10 protein-coding genes are annotated in these 8964 nt (G+C 48.2%); 2 read left to right on the forward strand and 8 right to left on the reverse strand.

What is annotated here, in order from left to right:
* The first annotated feature begins 527 nt into the window (after nt 1-527).
* Both BM100_RS21380 and BM100_RS21385 read left to right on the forward strand, forming a co-directional pair.
* Nucleotides 528-1634 carry an AAA family ATPase gene (locus tag BM100_RS21380; RefSeq protein ID WP_092514633.1) on the forward strand — a complete coding sequence of 369 codons (1107 nt, stop codon included), beginning with the start codon at nt 528-530 and terminating at the stop codon, nt 1632-1634.
* Nucleotides 1627-2307 (forward strand): DUF4276 family protein, encoded by a 681-nt coding sequence (locus BM100_RS21385; RefSeq protein WP_092514634.1) that lies wholly within the window; start codon nt 1627-1629, stop codon nt 2305-2307. The genes BM100_RS21380 and BM100_RS21385 overlap by 8 nt, the downstream gene beginning before the upstream one ends.
* 98 nt (nt 2308-2405) lie before the next feature.
* On the opposite strand, the gene ssb is transcribed toward BM100_RS21385, so the two are convergent.
* The 8 genes from ssb to BM100_RS21430 all read right to left on the reverse strand — a co-directional run.
* A complete protein-coding gene (gene ssb / locus BM100_RS21390; protein WP_092514635.1) occupies nt 2406-2918 on the reverse strand; it encodes a single-stranded DNA-binding protein in 513 nt (170 codons plus the stop codon).
* Between the two features lie 16 nt (nt 2919-2934).
* The gene (locus tag BM100_RS21395; protein ID WP_092514636.1) at nt 2935-3144 is read right to left on the reverse strand and encodes a hypothetical protein; all 210 of its coding nucleotides are present in this window, start codon (nt 3142-3144) and stop codon (nt 2935-2937) included.
* Nucleotides 3145-3209: 65 nt separating this feature from the next.
* Nucleotides 3210-3674, reverse strand: coding sequence for an STY4534 family ICE replication protein (locus BM100_RS21400; RefSeq protein WP_092514643.1), 465 nt, complete (start codon nt 3672-3674; stop codon nt 3210-3212).
* Complete coding sequence (locus BM100_RS21405) at nt 3667-3936, reverse strand: hypothetical protein (protein WP_092514644.1); 270 nt, start codon at nt 3934-3936, stop codon at nt 3667-3669. The genes BM100_RS21400 and BM100_RS21405 overlap by 8 nt, the downstream gene beginning before the upstream one ends.
* Before the next feature lie 15 nt (nt 3937-3951).
* Nucleotides 3952-5955 carry a DNA topoisomerase III gene (locus BM100_RS21410; protein WP_092514645.1) on the reverse strand — a complete coding sequence of 668 codons (2004 nt, stop codon included), beginning with the start codon at nt 5953-5955 and terminating at the stop codon, nt 3952-3954.
* A gap of 1 nt (nt 5956) precedes the next feature.
* The gene (locus tag BM100_RS21415; RefSeq protein WP_092514646.1) at nt 5957-6682 is read right to left on the reverse strand and encodes a PFL_4669 family integrating conjugative element protein; all 726 of its coding nucleotides are present in this window, start codon (nt 6680-6682) and stop codon (nt 5957-5959) included.
* A gap of 415 nt (nt 6683-7097) precedes the next feature.
* On the reverse strand, nt 7098-7625 hold the full coding sequence (locus BM100_RS21425) for a hypothetical protein (RefSeq protein WP_092514658.1): 528 nt from the start codon (nt 7623-7625) through the stop codon (nt 7098-7100).
* Nucleotides 7626-7791: 166 nt separating this feature from the next.
* The coding region (locus BM100_RS21430; RefSeq protein ID WP_092514659.1) for an STY4528 family pathogenicity island replication protein at nt 7792-8964 on the reverse strand (1173 nt) is incomplete at its 5' end.

The raw sequence follows: 8964 nt of genomic DNA on the forward strand, positions 1-8964 counted from the left end.
CCAGTCTTTCTGAGTGTGAGTCATAGTCATACCTGCTTCCCCTTCTTTTGATTATTAAGTGGTGGCGATTCAAGACAGGGATTCTCAGGTACCGGAGTTATCAGCCGGTGAGGCCGAAGCCTCCCCTGTCTGAACCGCCATTGAAGGGGCGAGTACAGACACACTGGTAGAAACTTCCTACCAGTGGATAACTTTGAGGCCTGAGATTCCTCACTATCAGATTTTGCTGATAGCTTTTTTACTTTAACGAATTACGTTATTTAATTCAATAATCGAACGTGTAAGTTTAATCAGTAAAATTAAGTGATTAATTTTCATCAGTTCAACTTTCTTGCCTATTTGATATATCGCTTTATTCAACACTTACCTTCAATGGCTGGCATAACCAGGGGAAGTGTGATTCACAGAATAGTGCACCCGCCATCAGTGGGTTATGTTAACATTGAATGTAACTGTCCTGATGCAACGTTTATCATCGATAGTTATCCCTTGTCTGATACTGAAGTAAGCATTTCAAAGGAGGCGATATGACGACGTCTTTAGACAAACTCACGATTAAAGGGTTTAAATCAATCCATGAGCTCAACGAATTTGAACTGAAGAACTTAAACGTGATTGTTGGCGCTAATGGCGCGGGTAAAAGTAATTTAATCTCCTTTTTTAAAATGCTGCGGGCATTAATTGACGGCACATTAAATCGCTATGTACGTGATAATGGTGGTGCAAATGATTTACTCTTTAATGGTAATAAAGTCACGCAGAAAATGGAGTTTGAAACACGCTTTGGTGACAAAGGTTTTCGCTTTAAACTCGTTCCCACGCCAGCAGACAGTTGTGCGATTGAAGATGAAGCTCTCTATTACAAAAAAAGTGATGCCGGATGGTGGTTATTGGGGGACAGCGATGATGGCCGCTCCCGAATGGTTGCTGAAATTGAGAACAATGCCTCTGATGCACCGTATTTCAAGCCTGTTTATGATGCCATTGCATCCTGGCAGATTTATCATTTTCACGATACCAGCTCGACAGCCGGAATGCGAAAATATGAAATCATTCAGGATAACAAGATATTGCGTACGGATGCATCTAACATTGGCGCGTTCTTATTAAAACTCAAAAATGATGCCCCCAATGAATATAAATCAATTGTAAATGCAATCAGATTAGTCACTCCATTTTTTGATAACTTCATTCTGGAGCCTCGCCAGAGCGGTTCCAAAGAAGAGGTTAACATTAGCTGGACACAAAAAGGTTCAGACTATCCGATGCAGCCCTATCATCTATCAGATGGTTCAATACGCTTTATTTGTCTGGCAACCGCATTATTACAACCTAACCCACCATCGACCATTATTATTGATGAACCTGAGCTGGGTCTGCACCCTGCGGCCATTGTGATCCTTGCAGAGTTAATCCAACAAGCAGCTCAGCGCACCCAAGTGATTATCGCCACTCAATCCCCTATTTTAATCGATCAATTCTCTGCCGAAGATATTGTTATCGTAAATCGTAAAAAGGGGGCTTCAGGCTTTGAACGTTTGAATGAGGAAGATTTTTCTCAATGGCTTGAAAACTATTCACTGGGTGAATTATGGGCTAAGAACGTCATCGCCGGAGGGCCGACTTATGAGTAATTACATCGAAGTCATGGCCATCGTTGAAGGGAAAACAGAACAAATATTTATTGAGAAAATGCTTCAACCTTATCTGGCTGAGAAAATGATTTTCATCTCTGCAACTCAGGTTTCCAAGCCGGGACAAAAAGGCGGGGATGTCCGTTTTTCAAGAGTCAGGAAAGACATTGAGATGCATTTGAAACAACGTCCAACCACCTACGTGACTACATTTATTGATTATTATGGCACCAATGAATGGCCGGGATTGGAGACGTTAAATAAACATTGGGAACCGAAACAAATTGCTGAGCATCTGCATCAGTCAACACAAAATGAAATTCGTCAACTCCTATCGGCACAAAGAGTTGATGAACGTTTTATCCCCTACATCGTTATGCATGAATTTGAAGCACTGCTCTTTAGTGACAAAGAAGTACTTGCCAATGAATTAAATATCGATGTGCAAGAAGTGGATCGAGTCCTTCGGGAATGTGGGGAGCCGGAATCTATCAACAATAGTCCACAAACGGCACCATCAAAGAGATTGGAAAGATGGTCAGCGCATGGAAAATTTGCCAAGACGACAACGGGGATCGCTATTGCCGAGAAAATTGGCATCCCTAAGATGAGAGAACAATGCCCGTTATTCAATGAGTGGTTACGTAAACTTGAGATATTGATAATTGTTTAAATATATGCAGATGGCATTTAGCATTTTTTGACTTTCAGTCACCTGTAGAAACAAATAAGCCCTGTTCGACAGGGCAATCTGTTGATAATAAAAAACACTCAGAACGGGATATCCGAATCCCAGTCGATGTCATCCTCTTCCGGTAACACTGGGACCTGTACTGGCTGTGTGTTTTTTCTTTCCTGATTAACAGGCTGAGACAGTGGCTGCTTCTGTGCCGGCTTATGTCCAGCCTGCTGAGATGCCACGTTCTTCAAATCCCCACGACTTCCCAACATCTGCATCGACCCGTTCACATTCACCACCACTTCGGTTGAGTAGCGATCCTGCCCCTGGTTATCCTGCCATTTACGCGTTTTCAGCTGGCCTTCGATATACACCTGCGTTCCTTGCTGCAAATATTCCGCCGCGATGTCGGCTAATTTGCCGAAAATGGCGACCCGGTGCCACTCCGTTTTTTCCCGCAACTCGCCAGTTTGTTTATCCCGCCAACTGTCTGAAGTGGCCAGTGAAAGCGTGGCCACCGTACCGCCGGTCGGCAGATAACGGATTTCCGGATCTTGCCCCAGATAGCCGATTAAAATCACTTTGTTAATGCCGCGTGAAGCCATACCCTTTCCTTATCGGTTAAACTGATTGACGTTGTGTCCAGCGCCCCTGTTTCAGGGCAAACTCCGCCTGTTCGCGGTAGGCAAAATACTCCACGGATTCACGCGAGCACGGTTCTCCCGCATCCAGGGTGCCGATATAAAACCCTGCACGGCTTCGCAACACGGTTAACGGTAATTGTTTATGGCAATATTGCAGGGCCAGAACCCCAATCGGTGCAACATTCATCACGGTATCCTGTTGTCTTATTCATAAAGGAATGCCCTGATATTTCAGGGCAGGTCAATGGAATATCAGAAGGAATTTTCTGCATATTCTTTTTGCGTAATGCCGTTCTGAGGTGGCATTGAGTCGGATTGTTCAGACTGATACACTTTCTCCTGACCGATTTTAATCCAGTCAACTTTGATCAGACGGGCTTTCAGGCTGACGCGCTGTTCACCCGCATGATCACCGCGTTTCAGGGTAAAGATATCCGTTGAAGGATTACTTAACGTAAAGCCCAGTAAGACTTTTTTGTCCTCGTCAACCGCTTTCTGGCAACGGCCGACCAGACTGGTTGCTTCCTTGCCGACCACGGTAATATCAAAACGCACATAGACCGGGTTATCACTCGGTCCGTTCAGCGCATTGATCACACAGCTCAGGAATGTTCCACTGGCGGTGCTGACATGACGGATATTATTCAGATAGCCCAGTCCTTTAATATTTAGGTTGAAATAATCGTTTTTGGTTAAAGATGGGGTGCTCTCAGACATACGATGTTCTCCATAGAGGTAAAAAAATACGGTGTGACGGAGAAAATCCACTTCCCTGACGGGAATGATTTTTCCCGCCGGGCGTCAGACGCCTACGTGGTTGGCGTTCTGATAAAGAATAAAAAACCTTCACTGCCGTTGGGCTGGCAATATCTGCTTCCAAAGGTGGGCAGATGTACCGCAAACAGGCGCTCCCTTTCAGGCTACGGGAGTTTTCGGCTAAAAACTGCGTGATTTTTAAAGCATCCGCTAATGGGATCAATCAATAACCCTATTTTCATGCCGACGAATTTCCCCGCCGGGTTTTTCGGGAACCGGTCACCGCGCTGGCATTCAGCATCCCCTTGCACGCCGGGTAGCGGGTGCAACCCCAGAACGGCGTTGTTTTCCCCATGCGTTTTTGCATCGTGCCGCCACAACGTGGGCACGCCGGGGTTTTCGGCAGGGTAAACTGAATCGGCTGCGCCTTGCCCTTTTCCATTAAATGGGCCAGCCATTGCGCCTGTTTCTGCATAAAGCCATCCAGTGTGGCGCGGCCCTGGGCAATATCGTCCAGCGACTGTTCCCAGAGTGCGGTCATACCCGGATGAGTCAGGACATCCGGCAGCCCCGCGATCAATTCCTGCGCCAGTTGTGTTGCATGCAGGTTTTTCTTTTTTCGTACCAACAACTGACGTTTAAACAGGGCTTCAATAATGCCCGCCCGGGTCGCCTCCGTGCCCAGCCCGCTACTCTCCCGCAGCACTTTTTTCAGCTGTGGATCGTGAATAAACGCCGCCGCATTTTTCATGGCAGCAATCAGCGTGCCTTCGGTAAAAGGTGCCGGTGGCCGGGTTTGCCGGGGCTGTATTTCTACTCCGCTCACCTGACAGGTTTCCTCTTTTTTCAATTCAGGCAAGACGGCATTTTCTTCCTGTTTTTCTTCTTGTTTTTCGTCCTGTTCACGCGCAAATAACGCCTTCCAGCCCGTGGCCACACTCACCCGCCCTTTCGCCTGAAATCCCTGCCCGCCGATATTCAAGGTCACCTCGGTCACATCCATTTCCTGCGCTGGTAGAAACTGCGCCAGATAATACTGGCGGATCAGCTGATAGAGTTTTAATTCGTCTGCCGTCAGTTTTGTCATATCAAACGTGTGGCGGGTCGGAATAATGGCAGGGTGTGCGGTGATTTGGCTGTCATTCCAGACACGGGAAAGCAGGCTGGTATCCAGTTGGCTGATAATGCCGCACATCGCCGGGTCGGTACGGGTCAGTGCGGTAAAAACCGCCGGAATGTCTGCTCGCATAGAAACCGGCAGATAACCACAATCCGTGCGTGGGTAGGTGGTCGCTTTATGGGTTTCATACAGCGACTGGGCAATCGTCAGTACCTGGCCGGCGCCCATGCCCCACTGGCGGGAAGCCACCTGTTGGAGTGTCCCCAAATCAAAACAAAGCGGCGGCGGGGTTTTCTCCCGTTTCCGGATGAGCTCCGTCACCACAGCATGTTGTGTCTGTTGGCAGGCTTTAACCACGCGATGTGCGATATCCTCGCGAATACAGCGTTTTTCTTCATCACACGCATCGGAGTCGGGCAACCACTTGGCCCGAAAAGCCACATTATCTTTTTGCAATGTGGCCATCACCTGCCAGTAAGGCTTGGGTTCAAACCGGCCGATAGCATTATCGCGGTTCACGACCAGCGCCAGTGTCGGCGTCTGTACCCGTCCGATGGACAGCACCTCACCCAATCCCTGAGCCTGTGCTTTCAGGGTATACAGGCGGGTCAGATTGATGCCCATCAGCCAGTCAGCGCGTACCCGTCCCAGCCCGGCCTGATAGAGCGGTGCCGTTTGTTCCCCCGGTAATAACGCGGCCAGAGCCTGCCGGATACTGGTTTCATCCAGCGCAGACAACCACAGCCGCCTGACGGGACCGGTGAAACCGCAGTATTCCAGCAGTTCGCGGGCAATCACTTCCCCTTCACGGTCGGCATCCGTGGCAATGACCACTTCATCCGCCTGTTTCAGTAACTGTTCGATCACCGCAAACTGCTCAGCGGTCTCTTTTTTCACCGTCCATTGCCATTGCTCCGGCAGCACCGGCAGAGGTTCCATCCGCCACGGCGGGCCAAATTGTTCGCCATAGTACTCCGGGGCGGCCATTTCCAGTAAATGCCCGACAGCCCACGTCACAGTCACGTTCTGGTTCAAAAGACATCCCTGCCCACGCCTCTTCACACCCAACACGCGGGCGATATCCCGGGCCTGAGAGGGCTTTTCACACAGATAAAGCTGCATATCACCCCCTGCCCGCATCCTGAACAACCGCACGCCGAGGCGGTGAAAAACCGGAGCGCGACCGGCCCGACAAAATATCAGGCTCCGGCTCGCCCAGCCATTTAATGGCTTCAAGGCCGGCCGGTGTTTTTTCCTCAATATCCGCACGGGTCACCTTCAGGGGACGATAAGAACGCACCAGACCATAAATCTGGCGGATCACCCGACTGCCGTTATGCAGCAACGCATCCCGCTCTGAACGAGAAATAAAACCGTAATGAAACGCCTGAAAGGTTTTCATTGCCAGTTGGTCGAAACCGACCAGCAGCCAGACACAGCGATACCCCAATGGTGAATGGCTGTAGACACCGATATTCAGCGGTTCAACGGAGGAAACAGCCGATAACGTAACGTGTTCCGGCAAAGCATTCAGCGTTTCCTGCAAGGTGGCAATACTCTGCTGAAGACCGGCCGATGCTGTTGCCAGAGCCTGCTCCAGCTTAATCAACCAACGGTCGGCGTAAGGGTTATCAGCAGCCGCATCTGCGCTGATAGTGCCCGCCCGTTTAATGACTTGCGGCATACCGATAATATCCGGGTATTGACGACGGCCGGTGAGATCTTCTTTTTTACGTCCTTCCCAGAGGCGGATGGCGTAGTGGGTATGCAGTTCAATGGATAATGCGGATTTCAGTGCGCCGGCACGACGGGGGGCTGGCGGTGCGATTTTTTCGTCAGGCTCAGACATAAAGAGCAACTCCTGTTTGGGCAACTTATGTCTGTAGAACTATCAGAGGAAAAGCGGGGTTCACTCAACCCATAACCAGTTATAGGAAAAAGGAGAAATAATCCATGTCATTCATTGTCAGATGAGCCGTTCTTAGACGGTGTTGGCAACAACGGTTTGTTTGTTTGTTTTTTGAACTTTGTTGGCAGTGCCAACAAAGTCTGTTTTTTAAACAATATTGGCCTTAATGAACTTTCCCAAAGCCAATAAGCAGTCAATGACTTCCCCTTGCCACTCAGATCAATATGAAAAACAGGTAATAACAGATACATATGAGTTTGATACTGTAATACTTTGCCGTGTAGACAGAGTACTGCAAGAAGCTATTGTAGCTGTTAACGATATTCGAAGTAGAATAACTCCTTTTAATAGGCAATTAACGAAGAACATAAACAAATGGAACAGTGAAAAAGATAATTCCCAACACCAGTTTCTGATATTTCAGGCTAATAGTTTCATCTATTCCTTTCTCTGCACAAATATCAACTAAACACAATAAAGTCCAATATCCAGTCAGAGTTACAATCGTAACGATAATTTCAATACTGATTTTTAATTCCTGATACGCCAAAGCAGAGGTTAACAGCCCGAGAAATATGGCTATACCAATTGAAGAGAGTGATCTGCCTAATTTTGTTAACTTGTAAATAATATGTACATACAGAAAATTATTGATCTTTTTATCTGGTGCATGTTTTCCATAAAAAAACAGAACCAATGCTGCAAACACCATGCTAAGAACAGTAAGAAACAAAATAGTTCGTGGAGCAAGACTCTCCATAAGGATGGTTGCCACTTCTTTTGACGTTCCTCCACCACTCCTCCCCGCCAGAAGAGAGAGAAAAACGCTAATTATGAAAAAAATCAGTGCTTCTGACCTAAACTCTTTAATTTTTTTTAACATATTACTTACCAAATTAGAGGATTAATGTTATTCCCTGATGCTGACGAAGAAATATGTTTATCTCACTCTTCTGATTGCAATATTTCATTTTAGTTCAGTATCTGGACACCCGAGACTGTGTGTTTTTTGAACTTTGTTGGCAGTGCCAACAAAGTCTGTTTTTTAATCAATCTGGGTTTTGTTGATACCTCACCAGCGTCAGTCGCTGACGGATCTCTTTCACGACATTGCGCACATGGGCCTGAGAGGACGGTGAAACCGGGCATTCAGTGTCCCGGATGAACGCTGCCTGCGTTTTAGCAGAGCCGGGCGTCGCAATAGTCGGTTCAGCCTGGGCATACAGTGTTCCCTCCCGTGCCCGTTTCATCATGCTCAGCAGCCAGCCGATCGGATTGCCGATTTTGCCTGCACGCAGCGCTCTGTCCAGACAATCCAGGACGATTTGAGCCTGTTCAGCGGGCAGTGCCTGTAATTGACTGGTCAGCATGGTGACATCTTCCGGCTCCAGTTGTCGGCAAAGCCCTTCTGGCAGAAAAATAACGGGCTGGGGATCTACGTATGTTTTTTTATTCACACTCTGTGTGAAAGAACGTACATAACGGTTCGGTTTAGTGAAACCACTACAATCCATTGATTTTACACTGAGTTCGGAAACCGAATTTCGCTTATTGGATGCCTCTTTTGGGCTCAGTTCGGTTTCCGAATCCGGTGCCATTTCCCTGAGTTCGGTGTGCTGTTTGGCTGGTTGAAGCGCCTGCCTCATGACCCTTTGCTGTGGTGTCTGCACAGCATTCAAGCGCACTTCCAGTAAACAGAGATGACTATGGCGATGGCGCATCATCGGATCTTCCTTAATGTCAGCCAGCACCGACCAGGCTGTCTGGCTGATGGTGCGATTTTTACTGCGACAGGCTTCTGCCACGGTATCCAGCCAATGAGGATCAAGCATTTCGGCATCACGGCAGGTCAGCGGCTCATCGTGTTGCGCATAGATATTCCCCCGCACCCGCCCGTGCTCATCGCGGATGCGCTTGCATAAACTCAGCCAGCCGGTTATTCGCAACATCAGCAAGACCCGGCTGACGGTTTCACGCGAGGCCTTGCCTTTATAGGGTGAGGCCAGCAGCACCTGCAATTCATCGTAGCTGGGAAAAACCGCCCCTTCATTTTGTTGCGCGTACAAACGGATCATCATCCAGCCCGTTTTATCCAGTGGTGACAGGCGATCATCCAGTAACAAGCGGCGGGGATAGGCATCCTGGATGTTTCCCATAAACAGCAGACCACTGCGCAGCTGCGAAACGTCATCGTCGCTGCGTTGTTCCAGACGCTTTTTCAT

Source organism: Xenorhabdus mauleonii, from assembly GCF_900113945.1.
Taxonomy (GTDB): Bacteria; Pseudomonadota; Gammaproteobacteria; order Enterobacterales; family Enterobacteriaceae; genus Xenorhabdus; species Xenorhabdus mauleonii.

Coding starts and splice junctions, on each gene's coding strand:
- BM100_RS21400 (WP_092514643.1), bottom strand. CDS start 3,674: ATGTCTGAGAGCACCCCATCTTTAACCAAAAACGATTATTTCAACCTA.
- ssb (WP_092514635.1), bottom strand. CDS start 2,918: ATGGCTTCACGCGGCATTAACAAAGTGATTTTAATCGGCTATCTGGGG.
- BM100_RS21380 (WP_092514633.1), top strand. CDS start 528: ATGACGACGTCTTTAGACAAACTCACGATTAAAGGGTTTAAATCAATC.
- BM100_RS21410 (WP_092514645.1), bottom strand. CDS start 5,955: ATGCAGCTTTATCTGTGTGAAAAGCCCTCTCAGGCCCGGGATATCGCC.
- BM100_RS21385 (WP_092514634.1), top strand. CDS start 1,627: ATGAGTAATTACATCGAAGTCATGGCCATCGTTGAAGGGAAAACAGAA.
- BM100_RS21415 (WP_092514646.1), bottom strand. CDS start 6,682: ATGTCTGAGCCTGACGAAAAAATCGCACCGCCAGCCCCCCGTCGTGCC.
- BM100_RS21395 (WP_092514636.1), bottom strand. CDS start 3,144: ATGAATGTTGCACCGATTGGGGTTCTGGCCCTGCAATATTGCCATAAA.
- BM100_RS21425 (WP_092514658.1), bottom strand. CDS start 7,625: ATGTTAAAAAAAATTAAAGAGTTTAGGTCAGAAGCACTGATTTTTTTC.